Here is a 17,590-nt window from a genome sequence, read left to right as displayed (position 1 = left end):
GAGGGAGGTTTTCCCGACCCTGCGCACGGGAAAGCAGGATGGGTCGCACCGGCCCGGCCTCGATAGCGTCGAGTTATGACCTCGACGGACTTCTCATTCCCCCAGCCCACCGATGATGAGCTCGCCGCACAGCAGCCTCGGGTTCTCGGCCCTCACCCTTCGCTGATCGACTCCTCCCCCGGCACCGGTTTCGACAGCCACGACGGAGCACCACGCCCATCCTCAGCCACGACCTCAGCCGGTGGCGCAGGCATGTTCTCGGCAGGCGGTTCCGGCATGTCCTCCGCCAGTGGTACGGCCACCCCCTCAGCCGGCGACACAGCCGGCGCACTCGGCAGGCAAGCGGCTGAGGCGAAGTCGCCGGCCCTCGGCAAGGCGGCGATGGCGCTTTCGATCGTCGCTCTCGTTCTCAGCGTGGCCGCCTCGGCGATCCTCGGTGCCACCGTCGGCCCCGCTGAGGCCGCGTCGGGCTACTACTTCACCGATACACCGGACTGGTATCAGACCTTGGCGGCCGTGCTCGTCGGACTGCAGGTCCTGTGCACCTGCCTGGGGATCACCGGCCTCATCCTCGGCATCACCGCGGCGGTCACTGCCCGGGGTCGCACTGTCAGCATTGTCGCCATCGCTGTGGCGGCGGTCGCTCCGTTCGTCTCCTTCGGCACGTTCATCGCCCTCATCTTCGCCATCGCCTGACGCCGCATCCCCCTGAGCACCCGCCACCCATCTCCCCGCCACGCCCCTCAGCACCCGCCGCTCATTTCCCACCCCGGCCCGCCTCCCCGCCGGCCCGTCTCCGCCGAAAAACGGGGTGAGCGCCGAGACACACGTGCGCGCACACGTTCCTCGGTGCTCACCCCGTTTTTCGGCGCGTAGCCCCTGCGTGGACACCGCCAGCTGTCCGAATTCCGGGCCTCCTGTTGACACCGCTTCCCTCACGATGCACGATTAAACAAATCGATTTGGCCACTGAGTTCCAGGCCGATCACGATGTGCCTCGAGGAGCAGTGCCATGACCGCGACACCCGATGCTGACAAAACTGACGGCACGGACAGCGCTGTCCATCCGGTCGACAGGCTCCGGCCGATCCACACCCTCATCCCGTTCGCCATCCAACACGTGCTCGTCATGGTCGCGACGCCGATCTCCTCGGTCTTCCTCATCGCCACTGCCCTCGGGCTGGATGCGAGAACCACCTCGGCGGTGCTGTCCGCGGTCTTCGTCTTCTCGGGCCTCGGGTCGATCCTGCAGTCGGTCGGAGTGTGGAGGATCGGGGTCCGACTGCCCTTCGTCATGCTCCCGGGCGGGGCGGCGACGATCCTCTTCATCACGATCGCCCAGGGCACCGACGTCGAGACCGCGGTCGGAGCAGTGCTGCTCACCGGTGTCTTCTACATCCTCGCGGTGACGCTCTTCGTCAAGGTGCTCAAGTTCTTCCCACCGCTGGTCATCGGGATCATGGTCATCGTCATCGTCATCGTCATCAACCTCGTCCAGATCACCGGCAAGCTCATCGTCGGCGAAGCGGATGCACCCGACTTCGGCGACCCGCAGAATCTGCTGCTCGGGCTCATCACCATCGGCATCACGGTCCTGTGTTTCCGGTTCCTGCGCGGAATGCTCGGCAAGCTCTCCGTGGCCGTCGGCCTCGTGGGCGGCACCATCGTCGGCGCCTTCATGGGAGCCACGGACTTCTCCGGCCAGACCGACGGCCCGCTGTTCGCGATCCCGACGCTCTTCCCGTTCGGGTCGCCGAAGTTCGACCTCATCGCCGCGATCCCGATGCTGCTGTGGGCACTGGCCTCCATGGCCGAGGCGACGGGCCAGACGATCATCAACGGTGAGATCGTCGGCAAGGAGGTCGAACCCAGCCGTGCGGTGCCACGTCTCATCCGGTCCGACGGAATCATCACCATCCTCGGCGGGCTCTTCGGCACTCCAGCCATGGTCACCAGCGGCGAGAACGTCGGCATCGTCCGCGCTTCGGGCGTGCGCAGCAGATACGTGACCGCCATCGCCGGCTGCCTCCTCATCCTCATCGGCTTCAGCCCCATCGCCCGCATTCTCAACGGGATCCCCTCGGCGGTCGTCGGCGGAACCGCCGTGGTCGTCTTCGCCATCATCGCCGTCCTCGGCATTCAGATGCTCGCGAAGATCGACTTCAACGAGACCGGCAACCTCATCACCGCCACGGTCGGCCTGGCCGCAGGGCTCATGCCCGTGCTCATCCCCGGCATGTACGCGCAGCTGCCGCAGAGCGCGGCGTCCCTGCTCGGCAGAGGTGTGGCAATGGCCGCATTCGTCTCCGTGCTGCTCAATCTGCTCTTCCACCACACCGGCAAGCGCAACCGCCACCCGAAGTCTCAGACACCGCTCGACGATCCGAGCACGCTCGAACAGCGCCCGTCCGACTATCGGATCTGACTCAGGCCTGACACCGAGACGCCAGTCCGACTTACTGTCGCGGACCGGTGGCCGGTTCTCTGGTCACTTGTAATGAGCCGTGGTCCGGTGGTCGAGTTCCTGGTCATGAGCCAGGACCGGTAGTCGAGTCCCCGGTCATGAGCTAGGACCGGTAGTCGAGTTCCCGGTCAAGAGCTGGGACCGGTGGTCGATTCCCGGGCGACGAGCCTGGGTCCGGGCGCACCCGCCGAGGCGGTCGGAACCGAATCAGTCATTTCATCATTTGCCGTGCTGTGACCGTCGAGGACCGCGACCAGCATTTCGACCGCTGCCTTCGAGATCGCCTCGAGGCCGAGGTCCACTGCGGTGAGCGGCGGGCTGCTTGTGCGAGCGCGCAGACCGTCGTAGCGGGTGGCGATGAGCAGGTCATCGCCGATGGTTCGTCCGGCTTCCTCGGCAGCTCTCACCGCGCCGGTGGCGAAGGTGTCGATGGGGGCGAGGAGGGCGTCGATGTCAGGGTGTGCGGCCAGCAGTTCCTGTGTGGCCGCGTAGGCACCGTCTTCTCCGGACGTCTCGTCCGCCTCGGCGATAAGCGGGGCGAAGCCGCGGGCCTCTGCGGTCGCGGCATACACTTCGCGGGCGGCCGTCTGTGCCCCGCGGCGACTGCGGCTGACGAGAAGCGCCGGCTGCCGGGCGCCCTGGTCGACGAGGTGGTCGAGCAGCAGCTGCGCCGTCACCTGATGGTGGAGATCGATGCTCCACTTGCTGCCCGCGGCACCCCCGCGACTCGCCCCGCCGACCCGCTGCTCTGTGTCGCGGACCTGCTGCTCCGCCGCGCGGGCCCGCTGCTCAGCCCCGCGGGCCCGCTGCTCCGCGTCGCCGGAGCCCGGCCCGTCGATCGTGACGTAGGGGATGCCCCGCTCGCGCAGCGCCTCGGCGAGGGGATCGTCGAGGGTCGGTTCGAGCAGGATCGCCCCGTCGATATCGAGGAGGTCGACGGGATTGGTCTCCTCGTTGGGTGGGGCGAGGACGAAGACGTAGCCCTCGAGCAGCGCCGTCCGCGCACACCCCATGGCCAGTTCGGTGAAGAATCCCAGCTGGGAGGGCCCTGCGGACACCGCCGCCGGCATGGAGGAGAGCAGAGCCAGTGTCTGCGATCTGCCCGACCGCAGGCTCTGCGCACGGACGCTGGGCCGATAGTTCAGCCGCTCGGCGACCTCTTTGACCTTGTCCCGGGTGGCGGCGTTGACCTTCCCCTGACCGCTGAGTGCATGCGAGACGGTCGTCCGTGACACACCGGCCTCACGCGCCACATCAGCGATCGTGACGCGGTGGGTGCGCGGGAAGTCGGACATGGAATCAGCCTACTTCACTGTGCCGTGACAGAGATGACAGCCGAAGACGCCCGCAGATTCACCAGCGACCGGAGACTCGGACGGCATCCAGCGCCCGCAGATTTGCCTGATGCCGGCCTGCGCGAGATTCGAATCCCCAAACATAGGTCGCAATCGGACATTTTTCGCGCCGGAAAGTATCCGTTTGCGACCTATATTTTCGGCCCAAGTATCCGATTGCGACCACTACTCGAAGTCCCCAGGCGCTCTCGCCCTCGCATCCTCAGGCCTGGACGATGACGATGGCTCCGGAGACGATGGCGAAGCCGAGGACGATGTAGCGCAGCACCGGCCCGTCGAGGCGGTGGTGGACATAGCGGGAGAGGAACGAGCCGACGACGAGGAACGGCAGCATCCACGCGGTCGTCACCATCGTCTCCGCCGACACCTGCCCGCTGAGGGCGAGCACGATGAGCGAGATGATCTCACCGACGAGGAAGCACACGGCCACCGTCGACCGCAGCTCCGGCCCGGGCCTGTGCTGATAGGCCAGCGCGTAGGGCGGCCCGCCGATGCCCGTCGAGGTCTCGGTGACACCGGTGATGAGTCCGACCGTCGCGAGCACCGGCCGATTCGGCGCGAACTTCGGCGCGATCAGGGCGATGATCGCTGCGATGAGCGTCGACCAGCCGATGAGCAGCGCGAGCTGGTGGAGATTGACGATGACGAGGATCCACAGACCCGCGAATGTGCCCGCGAACCGGCCGACGCTGATCCACTTCACGCCCGTCCAATCGATGTGCGCTCGTTCGCGCGCGGCGACGTAGAGGTTGAGCGGAATCATCAGCACGAGCAGCATCACCGGGATGAGACTCGGATCGATGAACGTCACGACCGGCGCGAGGATCATCGCGAACCCCATCCCGGTCGACCCCTGCACGAAAGCGGAGATGAGAACGACCGCAGCGACGATCGTGAAAGCGAGGATCGACATCAGCTGCGATCGCCCGCCGAGGTGGCCCTGTCCGCTGTGCCGGCCCTGCCCACCGAGTGAGATCCCCTCGCCGAGGCGGCCCCGTGCTCGGCCATCCACCGCGCCCGGTGTTCGGCTGCGTTGGGGTCGATGCGGGTGATCGGCGAGTTCGCGACGACGCGGCGGGAGACCTCCTTGGCACGGTCGAGCAACGCGCGGCCGTCCCAGTCGACGGGCCAGCCGCGGTCGAGTCGGAGTCTGCCGTCGACGATGACGGATTCGATCTGGTCGCGGTTGGCCAGGCGCACAAGCTCCCAGGGCAGGTCCCAGGAGGGAACGAATTCGGGGGTGTCGATGTCGACGACGAGGAGGTCGGCGCGGGCGCCGGGGGCGATCTCACCGATCTGGCCGCTCAGCCCCACGGCGTCGGCACCGCCGCGCAGACCCTGTTCGAGCCAGGTCCAGCCGCCGCCGGATGAGGAGTCGACGGCATCCATGCCTCCGGTCAGCCGCTGCGCGGTCTCGGCGGCGTCGAGGAGCCGGAAGGCGTCCGAGCGGGTGCCGTCGGTGCCGAGCCCGATGCGCATTCCCAGTTCGTGCATGAGCAGGGCCGGAGCCACGGCGTTGCCCTTCCACGAACTCGCGACCGGGTTGTAGGCGATCGCGCCGCCGGAGTCGCGGAGGAGGCGGATCTCGCGCGGGGTGAGCAGCGTGGCATGCGCGGCGAGCAGTTCGGGCCCGAGCGCGCCGAGGCGGGCAAGGCGCTCCAGCGGGCGTTCACCGCTGGAGATGAGGGAGCGTTCGACGGCGACGATGTGCTCGTTGAGGTGGGTCTGGAAGGGCACGCCGGCGTCCCGGGCCATCTGCGTGATCGTCGCGAGCGCCTCGTCGGAGGCGACCTCGGGGATCGACACGGCCAGGGAGGGGTGGATGAGGGACTCGGCGTCCCACCTGTTCAGGTGCATTTCGGCGGCGGCGACCACCTCGGCGACTTCCGCCGTGCGCACTCCCCCGCCGAGATCGTTGCAGATCACGCCGAGCACGCAGCGCAGGCCGACGTCCGAGGTGACGTCGGAGATCGCGGAGACGTCGACGCTTGAGCGGGTACCGGCGTCGGCCACGGTGGTGAAACCGCCGCGCAGGGATTCCCAGGCGGCCAGGCGGGTGGCGACGTCGATGGCCTCGGCGTCCATGTTCGACTCCATCGGCACCCACACGCGTTGGAAGATCTCCGAGGGTTCGCCGAAGACGAGGGACTTGCCGAAGGTCTGGGTGAGGTGGTGATGGGCGTCGATGAAACCGGGCATGAGCAGGCGGCCGGGAAGGTCGATGCGAGTCGGTGCGGAGGCAGGTTCGGCACCGGAATTCGGGTCGGCGGCGTCGGCGGGGGTGAGGAGCGATTCGGCGTGGGCGGTCACCTCGGCGAGGGGGCCGGCCGCGAGAATGCGGCCGCCGGAGATGAGCACCGCGCGCCCTGGCTGCGGGCCTTCGGGAAGGAGCACCTGCTCGGGGACGAGCACGGTCGGGGACTGGTGCAGAGTGCGCAGCTGAGTCATGTCATCCTTCATTGCCGCAGGAGCCTCGACGACCCTGCAGATCGTCGTGGCAGGCGATAGCCTGCAGCGTGGTCCTGCCGGTGAACCAAATCGATTTGGCTACTGCCAGTTTACGGCGAGCAGTCTAGTGGGTCAACGGCTCTTCGGAGCCGAGATCCGCCGGTGACTGCCGAGGGATCGCCCCGTGTACTGCGAGCCTGACGAACACCGCGACCGTGGCGGCGACGACGGTGACCGTGACGACCGCGACCAGTGGTGCGCTCTGCAGCAGCTGCGGAATCAGCCTTTCGGGCACCAACACGGCGAAGGCGAAGGCCGTCAGCGTGCCGAGGTAGGAGCCGATCATGAAACCGCGGTGAACGGCCACCGCTCGACGTCGGATCGCGGCGATCGCAACGACCATGCACACGAGCGTCCAGATCGCCAGACCGTGCAGCCAGGAGAAGCCGTCTGGAGAGATCCAGAAGCTCGAGAAGCAGACGATGAGCATCGCGGCCACCCAACTGGCGCCCAGCAGCCGGTGGGCGCGATCCCGCCGCCGGCGCAGAATCTGCACGGGCCCCAGAAGAATTACGTACAGCGCGGCCACGGCATGGACGATGATGACCAAAGTGAAGGCATCCATAGGTATACGATAGTTTCACTATCCAGGTTTCCGCCATCAAGATAGTTCGGCCTCGGGCTGCTATCCGGCCCCCAGACGACGATGGAGGTGTCATGCTGCTCAAACAGCTCGCCAGTGTGAGTGGATGTTCTGCGGCATCGATCAAGTACTACCGGCGTGAAGGCCTGCTGCCGCCCGGCGAATACGTCACGGCGACACGGCAGGACTACGGACGCGTTCATCTCGAGAGACTGCAGCTGATCCATGTCATGCGCGAAGTCGCGGATGCCCCCATCAGCGCGATCCGTCGGCTCACCGAACTGCTCGATGACCCCCAGGTGCCGCAGATCCGAGCACTCCAAGAAGCCCAAGCGATCGCCCTCGGCACACCGACTACCGGCGAGGCAACCGATTCCGACGATGTCGAGCACCCGACAGTGGGTCGGCTGTTGTCGCAGATGGGCTGGCCCGACATCGACTCAGTGCCACGACGAGCACTCGACGAGGCGCTCAAGACCCTCGCAGCATGGGAGATGCCGGACGAGATCGACGCTGTCATGCGCTATGCCGTGCCGATGACCGAAGTCGCCCGGGGCGATATCGAATTCATCCAGCAGCGCCCCGCTGATGCAGGCCGGGTCTCAAGCGACGTCGTCGTCATGCGAGCGGCGGCCGGCACGATCGCGTTCGACCGCCTCATGAGAGCGCTGCGGGCTTTGGGACATGTCTCCCTGAGTGTTCGCAGCTCCGAGGCCGAGGGCGGTCCGGCTGACTGACCACGAGCGTTTCCCCTGCTGAGGACTCGAGTCACCCACGTCGAGGAGTCCGCGCCCCTGGGTTCGCGTCGAGGGGTTCGCCTCTGAGCCCGTAAGATGGGTCCATGCCGACTCTGCCGCTCACGCCCACCTCGGCGGATCACGAGCACCTGGACTGCGGATATTTCGAGCGCGGGGAGTGCCGGTCCTGCGCCCTCATCGAGACCGCGTATCTGAAGCAGATCTCAGACAAGGAGGCCTGGTGCCGGGAGATCCTCGCCGAGGCGGCCCCTCAGGAGTGGCTGCCGACCTTCGCCGGTGGGGTGGACGGCTTCCGCAACCGCGCGAAACTCGCCGTCGGCGGTGGGGCCGGTCATGTCACTCTGGGCATCCTCGACCAGGAATTCCACGGCGTCGATCTGCGCGAATGCGGGGTCCAGGCGCCGGCGATCCGGGCGGTGATCCCGGTGCTCGCAGACTTCCTCGATGCCACCGGGCTCGAACCCTATGATGTCTCCGCGCGTCGTGGTGAGCTGAAGTTCGTCCATGTCACGGCGGCGCCATCGGGTGAGCTGATGATCCGATTCGTCGTGCGCACTCAGCATGGCCTCGATGTGCTCCGGTCGCGGCGGGCCGGTCTGCTCGAGCTCGCGCCGGAGGCTTCAGTGGTGTCGGTGAATCTGCTGCCCGAACACAAGGCGGTGCTCGAAGGCAGCCGCGAGGAGCTGCTCCACGGTGATTCCCTGCGAATGAACCTCGACCGGGTCGATCTGCATCTGCGTCCCCAGAGTTTCTTCCAGACGAATACCCAAGTCGCGATCGGACTGTACAACCAGGTCACCGCATGGGTGGATGCGGTCGGCGCACAGAGCCTGTGGGACCTCTACTGCGGTGTCGGAGGGTTCGCGCTCTGCTGCGCGGGGAAACGCGCGCGCGGCGAGGACGGAACGGCCCGCCGGGTCACCGGTGTCGAGGTCAGCGAACAGGCGATCGAATCGGCGAGGATCAGCGCCGCCGAGCTCGACATCGACGCCCGCTTCCTCGCCGGCGATGCCACGGAGTTCGCCGAACGGAACTTGACCGCAGGCAAACGGCCGGACTGCGTGATCGTCAATCCGCCTCGGCGCGGGATCGGTGCTCGGCTGTCCGCCGCGTTCGAGGACTCCGGCGTCGAGCACATCGTCTATTCGAGCTGCAATCCCGTGTCCCTGGCCAAGGACCTCGCGCAGATGCCCAGCTACGAGGTGGCTCAGGCGCGGATCTTCGACATGTTCCCGCATACGAAGCACCTCGAGGTCGCGGTCGTGCTGCAGCACCGCTGACCACCGCGAGATGCCTCACACTCTGCCTCATCGGGTCCAATCCATGTGGTGATTCGGCGACAAGCGCCTAGACTCGACTGCTGCACGGCCCCACGAACGTCCCAGTTCGCGGGGCCTGTTGTGTATCTGCTGAAATCCCGCCCACTGCCCCCGAATACATGCTCCTGCCCGCCATCGAGGCGGCCGTGAGCCCGGAGACCACGATGACGACGCTGAATTCCCCCTCCTCAGATCCTGCAGGCACCGCCGCGACCGGGTCCGAGCACTCCACCGAATCCGCCTCCTCCGGCGGACTCGACGACCCTCCCCCTCCCGGCGGGGTCGGATCCGACTCCGGCCCCGCCGGCGCCGAGACCGCATCCCTTGCAGACCCTTCCTCCAACCGGGTCGGGAAGGTGTTCGTGTGCGCTGTCGGCCTCGTCATCGCCTTCGTGCTGTGGGCGGCGATCGCCCCCGAGGCGCTGGCCGACATCATGACTCGGGCGATGACCGCAGTCTCCACCGGCTTCGGCTGGATCTATCTGGTCGTGCCCTTCGCCGCGATCGTCATGCTCGTGTGGTTCGCCGTCAGCCGTTTCGGTCGCCTGCGGCTGGGCGCACACGACTCCCGTCCCGAATATCGCACTGTCACCTGGCTGGCGATGATCCTCGCTGCCGTCATGGGCATCGGCCTCGTCAGCTACGGCGTGGCCGAACCGATGTCCCACTTCATGGTTCCGCCCCACGGGCTGGCCGAACCGGAGACCATGGACGCCGCAGTGCGCGCCATGCAGTTCTCCTACCTCGATTGGGGCTTCCAGGCCTGGGCGATCTTCGGCGTCTTCGGTCTCGCGATCGGCTACTCCACCCACCGCAAGGGCCGACCGGCACTCGTGTCCACAATGCTGCGGCCAGTCCTCGGCCGCCTCGTCGACGGTTGGGTCGGCAGCTTCATCGACATCCTCACCATCATCGCCACTCTCTTCGGGACGACGACTTCCCTGGGTCTCGGCGCCTCTCAGATCGGCGAGGGTCTCAACACCGTCTTCGGCATCGACGCCACGATCGCTCTGCAGATCATCGTCATCTCCGTCCTCACACTCCTCTTCACCGGTTCGGCTCTGACCGGGGTGAGCAGGGGCATCAAGTACATCTCCCAGATCACGCTGACCATGGCGACGCTGCTGGGGCTGTTCGTCTTCATCACCGGCCCCAGCGGCTTCATCTCCAACCTGTTCGTCCGTTCCGTCGGTGCCTTCGCCGGGGACTTCCTCGAACTCAGCTTCATGACCCCGACGAATGCCGAGGACAGTGAGTGGATGCTCGGTTGGACGTACTTCATGATGGCCTGGTGGCTGTCGTGGAGCGCCTTCGTCGGCATCTTCCTCGCGAAGATCTCGAAGGGGCGGACCATCCGCGAATTCGTCGCCGGTGTCCTCCTCGTTCCCAGCGCCGTGTTCTTCGTCTGGTTCACCGTCATGGGCGGTTCGGCGATCAAGTTCGACATCGACGGCGCCGCGATCGGTGAGGCGACTCAGGACAACCTCGACACCGCGTTCTTCAGCCTCCTCGAGCAGCTTCCGCTGTCCCTGTTCGCGTCGGTCTTCACGATCATCATGGTCATCCTGTTCTTCGTCTCCTCCGCAGACTCGAACACGTTCGTCCTCAGTTCGCTGTCCTCGCACGGCTCCTTCGCACCGCGCCGCCCGGTCATCGCGACCTGGGGATTCCTCACCGGTGCCTGCGCGATCGTACTGCTCCTCGTCGGCGGCCTGCAGGCCCTCCAGCAGGCGGCGATGCTCTCAGCCGTCCCGTTCACCGTCATCGTGGTCGTCCTCGGCGCCGCCCTTGTCAAAGAGCTGCGCAGCGACGACCAGATCGTCGAGGAGGTCGCTCGCGAAAAGCGGGTTCTGCGCCCCTGACAGCGCCGGCCCACTTCACCGAGCGGACCACTGAGCAGCGAGCGCGCAGGTTGCAACTGGTCCGCTCGGCGCTCAGTGGCCCGCTCGGCGCCAGCCGGGCGCCGCAGGGTGCGCTCAAGGCCAGCCGGGCGCCGCAGGGTCCGCTCGAGGCTCGCCGGGCGTCGCAGGGTCCGCTCGGCGCTCGCCAGCCGCCGCAGGGCTCACCGCAGCTTGGCGGTCACCTCGGCGGCGGCGGACTGGACCTGGTCGACCATCGGACCGGAGTCCTCGGGCAGGGTGTCGCTGACCACGGACAGCCCGATTGCGGCGACAGGACGCCCGAGCACGTCGAAGACGGGGGCGGCGATCGTCGAGATCCCCGGTGTGACTTCGCCGTGTTCGATCGCGCAGCCGGTGCGTCGCTCCTGGGCGAGTATCGCGTTGAGCGCCTTCACCGAGGCCGGCCCCTTGCCCGTGCGGGTGACGAAACCCGTCTCGGACTGGAGCATCGCGAGCACCTCGGACTTCGGCAGCTGCGCGAGGATCGCCCGCCCCGTCGCCGTGAGGTAGCTGGGCATGCGCACCCCGGTGGCAGTGATGACCGCGACAGACTTCAGCGACTGCTCCTTGAGCACGTACTCGGTCTCCCACCCGCGGATGACGGCGAGCTGAGCGGTCGTGGCGGTATCCTCGGCGAGCTGACGCACGATCGGCTGCGCCAGCCTCTGCAGGGGGTTCGTCCGCAGGTAGGAGGCCCCGAGCTCATGCACACCGGCACCGAGCACGTACCCGGACTCGGTGCGCGCGACGAGCCCGAGCTCCTCGAGCACACCGAGGATGTCGTAGGCACTCGAGCGCGGTATCTCGAGTGCTCTGACCAGAGCACCGGCCGTGATCGACCGATTCGACGCGGCCAGATGCCGCAGAATCGCGATCGCCCGCCGCAGTGCGGGAACCTCAGCCACGGTTCAGCCCTCCATCTCCAGCGCCGCGAACGCCTTCGCGTAGAGGTCCGAGACGTCCCCGAGCTGCGCGTGCACGCCATCGCGGACGCGCACCCTGCCGCCGCTGACGGTGAGATGCACATCCGCCGAGGTGGCCGTGAGGACGATCTGCTCGTCGAGTGAGCCGATGGTGCGCATGCTGTCGGTGCGCAGCGCAATGAAGTCGCATGCCTTCCCGACCTCGAGCGCTCCGACGGGCAGGTCGAGGCTGCGTGCCCCGCCCTCGGTGAGTGCGGTGATGAGTTCGGCCGGGGAGAATCGGCCGCGCTGCCCCGAGCGCAGACGTTCTCCGGCTTCGAGGCTCTGGGTCTCACGCAGGGCGTCGAGGACGACGTGCTGGTCGGAGCCGATCGAGATCACGGCCCCGGCATCGGCGAGTTCGCGCGCCGGGCCGATCCCGTCGGCGAGGTCCGCCTCGGTGCACGGGCACATGACGATCGCTGCTCGTGAGCCGCCGAGGATCGCGATGTCCTCATCATCCAGATGTGTGGCGTGGACGGCCGACAGCCGTTCGTCGACGACGCCGGAGCGTGCGAGCACCTCGGTGGGACTCGCGCCGTAGGCGGCTCGGCAGGCGTCGTTCTCCGCGGGCTGTTCGGACAGGTGGACGTGCACGGGGCCGGTCAGTTCCGCGAAGCGCGGCAGGTTCGCGGCGGGCACGGCACGGATCGAGTGGATGGCCGCACCCACGTGGACGAAGCTCTCACCTGGGGCATTGACGGGGAACTCTGCGGCGAAGGTCTCTGCCAGTCCGGCGTGCCGATCGATGAATCCGTCGATCGTGCCATCACCGAAGCGGGCCTGCTCATCCGAGAGTTCGGCGTCGATGGCACCGGTGAGGTAGCAGGTGTCGAGGAGTCGGATCCGGATCCCCGCCGAGGCGGCCGCCCGGGCCAGCGCCCGTTCCATTGCGTGGGCCGGTTCATAGGCCGACCCGTCGGGCGCGTGGTGGACGTAGTGGAACTCCCCCACCGAGGTGTACCCGCCGGCGAGCATCTCCGCGAACACGGCGCGGGCCACGGTCTCATAGGATTCGGGGTCGAGCTTCGCGGCAACGGAGTACATGACCTCGCGCCAGGTCCAGAAGGTCCCACCGTCGCCGTGGGTGCGTCCGCGCAGGATGCGGTGGAAGGCATGTGAGTGGGCGTTCACTCCGCCGGGCAGGGTGAACCCGGGCACCACCTCGGCGGTGGCCGGGGCGGCGTCGACTCCGGTCTGGACCGCGGTCAGGGTGCCGGTGTCATCGGCGCTCAGCAGCACCCCGCGAGCCACGGCTCCATCGACCCACGCGGTTTCGCACCAGTACTGGGTGCTCATGCGCCCGCCCCTGTCTCTCCGGTCGGCCCGGGCGTTCCCGTGACACCGAGTTCACGGGCGAGCACCGCGACGAGCGCGTCGACTCCGGCTCGCTGGTCATCGACCTCGCAGGCCTCCTCCGGGGCGTGGGAGACGCCGGTCGGGTTGCGCACGTAGAGCATCGCCGAGGGCACATGACCGGCGAGGATGCCGGCATCGTGTCCGGCACCCGAGGGCAGCAGGGGTGCCTCGGGCAGCACCGAGGTCAGCCGGGTGTTGAGATCGGCGGTGAAGTGGGTGGTCGGTGAGTAGGACTCCTGCGAGATGCTCACCTCGACGCCGGCGTCGGCGGCGTGCTCGCGGGCGCGGCGGCTGATGGCCTCGAGCACCTGTGTCACGACGGCGTCGTCGGCGTGACGGATGTCGAGCCAGAAGCTCATGGCCGAGGCGATGACGTTCGTCCCGCCCGGGTGGATGAGGGTCCGTCCCACGGTGGCCACGGCGCTCGTGTCAGTGGCGGCCGCTAGGGTCGGGACATCCCCGATCACCCGGGAGGCGGTGACGACGGGGTCGGCGCGGTGGCTCATCGGCGTCGTCCCGGCGTGGTTGCCCTGTCCGGTGAAGGCGAAGTGCCAGCGGCCGTGGCCGATGATCGAGGAGCCGATGGCAACGGCCTGATCGGTGCCCGCCAGGCCGAGGCCCTGTTCGACATGGAGTTCGATGAATGAACCGATACCGGCCAGCCGAGACTGGTCACGCCCGACCCGTTCCGGGTCGAGGCCATAGCTCGTCGCGACGTCGGCGAAGGTGTCGCCTGCGGCGTCCTTGAGTCCGAGTGCCCGGTCGACCTCGATGGCGCCGGTGAGCAGTCGTGAGCCGAGGCAGGCGACGCCGAAGCGTGAGCCCTCCTCTTCGGGGAACACGGCCAGGGCCAGAGGCCGGGTGGCCCGTTCGAGTGCGCCGGTGGCCTTGAGCTCGTCGAAAGCCGCCAGCGCCGAGGCGACACCGAGGGGCCCGTCGAACTCGCCGCCGCCGGGGACGGAGTCGAGATGGGAGCCGGTGACGACGGCGTTGTCACCGGGCGGGGTGGCCCAGGCCCAGGTGATGCCGTTGGCGTCGATCTCCGTGTCGAGACCGCGGCGGTCTGCCTCGGCGAGGAACCAGTCACGCAGCTCGCGTTCGGTGGCGGAAAACCCAGGACGCTGGTAGCCGGGTCCACGGGGGTCGCGGCCGGTGTCCTCGATCTGCCTCAGCAGCGAGACGACATCGCTGGTGGTCATGTCACTCCGTTCACTCAAGGTGGGACCGGTGGTGCAGCGGTCCCGTCAGTTCGGGACCAGTCAGTGACGGGCCCCGAACCGGTTTCACTTCTGGTGGGTGGTCGCCGCCGCGGTGCCCGAGGCTTCGGCGGCAGCGTCGAGGTTGCCCAGTGCCGTGAACTCGGGATCGTTCACCGCTGGTCCTCCGCCGACGGGCTGCCAGGCGCCGGCGTCGCTGGTCACGGTGTGGGTCAGCGGGGTGACCGCCTCGGCGGCGGTGACGAGTGTTCCGTCCTTGACCTTCGCGATGGTTTCGGCGAGCTCCGGGGACAGGAACCGGTCGGGCCCGGGCCCGGGGACGGTCTCCCGCAGTGCGGAGATCACGGCACCGGTGACCGGCGCCGGCGCGGCTTCACGCATATCGCAGGCGCGGGCGGCGGCGTAGAACTCGATGCCGATGACGCTGGCGAGGTTGTCGACGACCTTGCGCAGCTTGCGTGCTGCCGACCACCCCATGGACACATGGTCCTCCTGCATCGCCGAGGACGGGATCGAATCGACCGAGGCGGGAGCCGCGCCCCGCTTGGCTTCGGAGACCATCGCGGCCTGCGTGTAGTGGGCGATCATCAGGCCCGAGTCGACTCCGGCGTCGTCGGCGAGGAACGGGGTGAGATCCTGGTTGCGGGCGACATCCATCATCCGGTCGGTGCGGCGTTCGGACATCGAGGCGACGTCGGCGGCGACGATGGCGAGGAAGTCCAGGGCGTGGGCCAGGGGTGCCCCGTGGAAGTTGCCGTTCGAGGACACCATGCCGTTGGTGAGCACGACCGGGTTGTCGATGGCCGCCCGCAGCTCGCGTTCGGCGACCTGCGTGGCAAAGGCGACCGCATCGCGGGCGGCGCCGTTGACCTGCGGGGCGCAGCGCATCGAGTAGGCGTCCTGGACCAGGTGGGTCGAGTCGCGGTGGCTGGCGGTGATGCCCGAGTCCTCGAGGGCCGAGAGCATGTTCGCCGCCGAGGCGGACTGACCATCGTGGGGGCGCAGCGCGTAGTGGAGTTCGGGGGCGAAGACGGCGTCGGTGCCGAAGAGGCCCTCGATGCTCATGGCCGCAGAGACGTCGACGGCGGTGAGCAGGTTCTCGAGATCGGTCAGGGCCATGATGAGCATGCCGAGCATGCCGTCGGTGCCGTTGACCAGCGCCAGGCCCTCCTTCTCGGCCAGGGTGACCGGGGTGATGCCGGCCTTCGCGAGGATCTCATCGGCGGGTCCGGCCACACCGTCGGGGCCGACGGCGACGCCTTCGCCCATGACGACGAGCGCACAGGCCGACAGGGGGGCGAGGTCGCCGGAACAGCCGAGCGACCCGTATTCGTGGACGACCGGGGTGATGCCGGCATTGAGCAGGTCAACATAGGTCTGGAGCACCTCGGCGCGGACTCCGGCCCGGCCCGTGGCCAACGTCCGGGCACGCAGCAGCATGAGGGCGCGGACGACCTCTCGCTCGACGGGTTCGCCGACTCCAGCCGCATGTGAGCGGATGAGCGACTTCTGCAGCTGGGTGCGCAGTTCGGCGGGGATGTGGCGCTGGGCGAGCGCCCCGAATCCGGTCGAGACTCCGTAGACGGGCTTCTCGGCCTGAGCCAGGGCATCGACGGCCTCGCGGTACTTGTTCACTCGGGCCAGCGTGGCCGCGCTCAGTTCCACCTTCGCGTCGTGGCGGGCGACCGCGACCACCTCGGCGAAGGTGAGGGTGTCGGGATCGAGGTCGATGAAGTCTGACATGTCGGACCTTTCAGTTGAGTTGCTCTGCGCTGTGGCGCCGGAGGTTCGGTGGTATTCGAGGTGCTGCCGGGGCGACGGTCGGGCCGGTTCAGGCCCTCTGCGCGCCCATCAGCTCCGTGGTCGGTTGTCGACGACGAGTTCGCCGCTGGAGTAGACGCGTTCGACGAGCTGGACTCCCGGCCGGTAGGCCAGGTGCCGATAGCTGGGTGCGTCGAGGATCGCCAGATCGGCGCGGGCTCCGACGCCGAGGTGGCCGACATCGGAACGCTGCAGAGCGTGGGCCCCACCCGCGGTCGCCGCCCACACCGCCTGCTCGACGGTGAAGTGCATATCGCGCACACCGATGGCGATCGCGAAGGGCACGCTGTTGGAGAACCCTGAGCCCGGGTTGCAGTCGGTGGCGATGGCGAGCCGCACACCGGCCTCGACGTAGCGGCGGGCATCGGGGTATGGCTGACGGGTGGAGAATTCGATGCTCGGCAGCAGGGTGACGACGGTTCCCGCCTCGGCGAGGACGGCGAGATCGGAGTCCGAGGCGAAGGTCGCATGGTCGACGGAGACGCAGCCGAGTTCGGCGCCGAGTTTGAGCGCTCCGCCCTCGGTGAGTTGGTTGGCGTGCAGCCGCGGCTTCATGCCTGCGGCCTTGCCGGCGTCGATGATGCGGCGGGTCTGGTCCTCGGTGAAGGCTCCCTTCTCGCAGAAGACGTCGATCCATTTCGCTTTGTCCGCGGCCGCCGGGATGATCTCGTCGATGACGAGGTCGACGTAGCCCTCGGGGTTGTCCTTGTACTCCGGCGGGACCACATGGGCGGCGATGAGCGTGGTTTCCTCGGTGTGCCGGTTGATGATGTCCAGGGCACGGATCTCATCGTCGAGGCTCAGCCCGTACCCGGACTTGATCTCGAACGTCGTCGTGCCCTGCCGAGTCGCCTGCTCCATCAGGTGGACGAGGTTGGCCTCGAGCTCCTCGTCGCTGGCGGCCCGGGTCGCGGCGACCGTAGTCGCGATGCCGCCGGCCGAATACTTCTGCCCGGCCATGCGTGCGGCGAATTCCTCGGAGCGGTCACCGGCGAAGACGAGGTGGTTGTGGCTGTCGACGAAGCCGGGGATCACGGCTTTACCGCCGAGGTCGACGGTCTCGAGTCCCGCGAGATCACTCGCCGAGGTGACTTCCCCGTTGACGATATCGTCGTCGTTGACACCTGGTGACGGTTCTTCACCGCGATGGTTCTCCACCGCAGTGTCCGCCTCAGCGGACGGTCCGGACCAGACGACTCGGCCGTCGTCGATGAGCAGGGCGGCGTCGGTGATGACGCTGAGTTCTCCGAGGGAGTCGAGGTCGTTGACGACCAATTCGCTGATCCCCGTGATGAGCTGCACGACAAGATCCTTAACGGTTGAGAATGGTTCATCCTCAGTAT

At 67.7% G+C, this 17,590-nt stretch carries 14 protein-coding genes; 5 read left to right on the top strand and 9 right to left on the bottom strand.

Annotated features, from left to right (window positions below):
• The first annotated feature begins 75 nt into the window (after positions 1-75).
• The gene (locus tag ACPUD7_RS11365; protein ID WP_135540599.1) at positions 76-696 is read left to right on the top strand and encodes a hypothetical protein; all 621 of its coding nucleotides are present in this window, start codon (positions 76-78) and stop codon (positions 694-696) included.
• A gap of 316 nt (positions 697-1,012) precedes the next feature.
• Entirely contained in the window at positions 1,013-2,425 is a 1,413-nt protein-coding gene (locus ACPUD7_RS11360) for a uracil-xanthine permease family protein (protein WP_425119958.1), read from the top strand.
• A gap of 167 nt (positions 2,426-2,592) precedes the next feature.
• On the opposite strand, the gene ACPUD7_RS11355 is transcribed toward ACPUD7_RS11360, so the two are convergent.
• From ACPUD7_RS11355 to ACPUD7_RS11340, 4 genes are all read right to left on the bottom strand, one after another.
• Complete coding sequence (locus ACPUD7_RS11355) at positions 2,593-3,759, bottom strand: LacI family DNA-binding transcriptional regulator (RefSeq protein ID WP_135540595.1); 1,167 nt, start codon at positions 3,757-3,759, stop codon at positions 2,593-2,595.
• A 262-nt stretch (positions 3,760-4,021) separates the two neighbouring features.
• Positions 4,022-4,732 (bottom strand): sulfite exporter TauE/SafE family protein, encoded by a 711-nt coding sequence (locus ACPUD7_RS11350; protein ID WP_425119957.1) that lies wholly within the window; start codon positions 4,730-4,732, stop codon positions 4,022-4,024.
• Positions 4,732-6,267, bottom strand: a complete 1,536-nt coding sequence (locus tag ACPUD7_RS11345) for an amidohydrolase family protein (RefSeq protein WP_425119956.1) — start codon at positions 6,265-6,267, stop codon at positions 4,732-4,734. Before ACPUD7_RS11345 ends, ACPUD7_RS11350 begins: the two co-directional genes overlap by 1 nt.
• 124 nt (positions 6,268-6,391) lie before the next feature.
• Entirely contained in the window at positions 6,392-6,892 is a 501-nt protein-coding gene (locus tag ACPUD7_RS11340) for a DUF2306 domain-containing protein (protein ID WP_425119955.1), read from the bottom strand.
• Positions 6,893-6,984: 92 nt separating this feature from the next.
• Here ACPUD7_RS11340 and ACPUD7_RS11335 point away from each other — a divergent pair, with 92 nt between their 5' ends.
• From ACPUD7_RS11335 to ACPUD7_RS11325, 3 genes are all read left to right on the top strand, one after another.
• Entirely contained in the window at positions 6,985-7,647 is a 663-nt protein-coding gene (locus ACPUD7_RS11335; protein ID WP_135540587.1) for a MerR family transcriptional regulator, read from the top strand.
• Positions 7,648-7,751: 104 nt separating this feature from the next.
• Positions 7,752-8,948: a methyltransferase domain-containing protein gene (locus tag ACPUD7_RS11330; RefSeq protein WP_425119954.1), complete on the top strand. Its 1,197-nt coding sequence runs from the start codon at positions 7,752-7,754 to the stop codon at positions 8,946-8,948.
• A gap of 158 nt (positions 8,949-9,106) precedes the next feature.
• Complete coding sequence (locus ACPUD7_RS11325; RefSeq protein ID WP_240689915.1) at positions 9,107-10,849, top strand: BCCT family transporter; 1,743 nt, start codon at positions 9,107-9,109, stop codon at positions 10,847-10,849.
• A gap of 200 nt (positions 10,850-11,049) precedes the next feature.
• Here ACPUD7_RS11325 and ACPUD7_RS11320 read toward each other — a convergent pair whose 3' ends face one another.
• From ACPUD7_RS11320 to hutI, 5 genes are all read right to left on the bottom strand, one after another.
• A complete protein-coding gene (locus ACPUD7_RS11320) occupies positions 11,050-11,793 on the bottom strand; it encodes an IclR family transcriptional regulator (RefSeq protein WP_135540585.1) in 744 nt (247 codons plus the stop codon).
• Positions 11,794-11,796: 3 nt separating this feature from the next.
• Positions 11,797-13,149, bottom strand: coding sequence for a formimidoylglutamate deiminase (locus ACPUD7_RS11315; RefSeq protein ID WP_135540583.1), 1,353 nt, complete (start codon positions 13,147-13,149; stop codon positions 11,797-11,799).
• The gene (locus ACPUD7_RS11310; RefSeq protein ID WP_135540581.1) at positions 13,146-14,408 is read right to left on the bottom strand and encodes an allantoate amidohydrolase; all 1,263 of its coding nucleotides are present in this window, start codon (positions 14,406-14,408) and stop codon (positions 13,146-13,148) included. The genes ACPUD7_RS11315 and ACPUD7_RS11310 overlap by 4 nt, the downstream gene beginning before the upstream one ends.
• Positions 14,409-14,492: 84 nt before the next feature.
• Complete coding sequence (gene hutH / locus ACPUD7_RS11305) at positions 14,493-16,169, bottom strand: histidine ammonia-lyase (protein ID WP_135540579.1); 1,677 nt, start codon at positions 16,167-16,169, stop codon at positions 14,493-14,495.
• A gap of 108 nt (positions 16,170-16,277) precedes the next feature.
• Positions 16,278-17,549 (bottom strand): imidazolonepropionase, encoded by a 1,272-nt coding sequence (gene hutI, locus ACPUD7_RS11300; protein WP_425119953.1) that lies wholly within the window; start codon positions 17,547-17,549, stop codon positions 16,278-16,280.
• Positions 17,550-17,590 lie beyond the last annotated feature (41 nt).

It is taken from the genome of Brevibacterium sp. FAM 24630 (assembly GCF_049804075.1).
Classification (GTDB): domain Bacteria; phylum Actinomycetota; class Actinomycetes; order Actinomycetales; family Brevibacteriaceae; genus Brevibacterium.
The sequence above is the reverse complement of the archived record's forward strand: the minus strand, read 5'-3'. Positions and strand labels throughout refer to the sequence as shown.

Bases quoted from the DNA above. Each gene is read 5' to 3' on its own strand.
- ACPUD7_RS11365 (WP_135540599.1), top strand. From the start codon at position 76: ATGACCTCGACGGACTTCTCATTCCCCCAGCCCACCGATGATGAGCTC.
- ACPUD7_RS11360 (WP_425119958.1), top strand. From the start codon at position 1,013: ATGACCGCGACACCCGATGCTGACAAAACTGACGGCACGGACAGCGCT.
- ACPUD7_RS11355 (WP_135540595.1), bottom strand. From the start codon at position 3,759: ATGTCCGACTTCCCGCGCACCCACCGCGTCACGATCGCTGATGTGGCG.
- ACPUD7_RS11350 (WP_425119957.1), bottom strand. From the start codon at position 4,732: ATGTCGATCCTCGCTTTCACGATCGTCGCTGCGGTCGTTCTCATCTCC.
- ACPUD7_RS11345 (WP_425119956.1), bottom strand. From the start codon at position 6,267: ATGACTCAGCTGCGCACTCTGCACCAGTCCCCGACCGTGCTCGTCCCC.
- ACPUD7_RS11340 (WP_425119955.1), bottom strand. From the start codon at position 6,892: ATGGATGCCTTCACTTTGGTCATCATCGTCCATGCCGTGGCCGCGCTG.
- ACPUD7_RS11335 (WP_135540587.1), top strand. From the start codon at position 6,985: ATGCTGCTCAAACAGCTCGCCAGTGTGAGTGGATGTTCTGCGGCATCG.
- ACPUD7_RS11330 (WP_425119954.1), top strand. From the start codon at position 7,752: ATGCCGACTCTGCCGCTCACGCCCACCTCGGCGGATCACGAGCACCTG.
- ACPUD7_RS11325 (WP_240689915.1), top strand. From the start codon at position 9,107: ATGCTCCTGCCCGCCATCGAGGCGGCCGTGAGCCCGGAGACCACGATG.
- ACPUD7_RS11315 (WP_135540583.1), bottom strand. From the start codon at position 13,149: ATGAGCACCCAGTACTGGTGCGAAACCGCGTGGGTCGATGGAGCCGTG.
- ACPUD7_RS11310 (WP_135540581.1), bottom strand. From the start codon at position 14,408: ATGACCACCAGCGATGTCGTCTCGCTGCTGAGGCAGATCGAGGACACC.
- hutH (WP_135540579.1), bottom strand. From the start codon at position 16,169: ATGTCAGACTTCATCGACCTCGATCCCGACACCCTCACCTTCGCCGAG.